At 66.6% G+C, this 290-nt stretch carries 1 pseudogene; it reads left to right on the forward strand.

Features of this window, described 5'->3' with window-relative positions:
- Window positions 1–121, forward strand: a pseudogene (locus EN862_RS37290) (SAM-dependent methyltransferase); the annotation flags it as partial.
- Between the last annotated feature and the right edge of the window lie 169 nt (window positions 122–290).

Raw genomic sequence — 290 nt, forward strand, 5'->3', positions numbered from 1 at the left:
CCGGGGGCGGCGGTGGAGAACATCCATGCCATGACCCGCCCGCGCGGCTGGGCGATGGTCGCCACCCCGTTCCTGTTCAGGGTCCATGCCCAAGCCGCACGACTACAACCATCGGACGCCGGGCTGAAGCAATTGATGGTCAAAAGGCGGCTTTGCTGAGGAGCCATGGCGCATTTCGGCGCGCCCCGTGTGGGCCTATGGGCTGTGGCGGGGTTCGTCGACATTATCCTCGTGGGCACATCGTGCGCCGGCGTGCTGGCGGCCATCTCATCTGTCGGATACGTCCCGCG

It is taken from the genome of Mesorhizobium sp. M2E.F.Ca.ET.219.01.1.1, assembly GCF_004016445.2.
Taxonomy (GTDB): Bacteria; Pseudomonadota; Alphaproteobacteria; order Rhizobiales; family Rhizobiaceae; genus Mesorhizobium.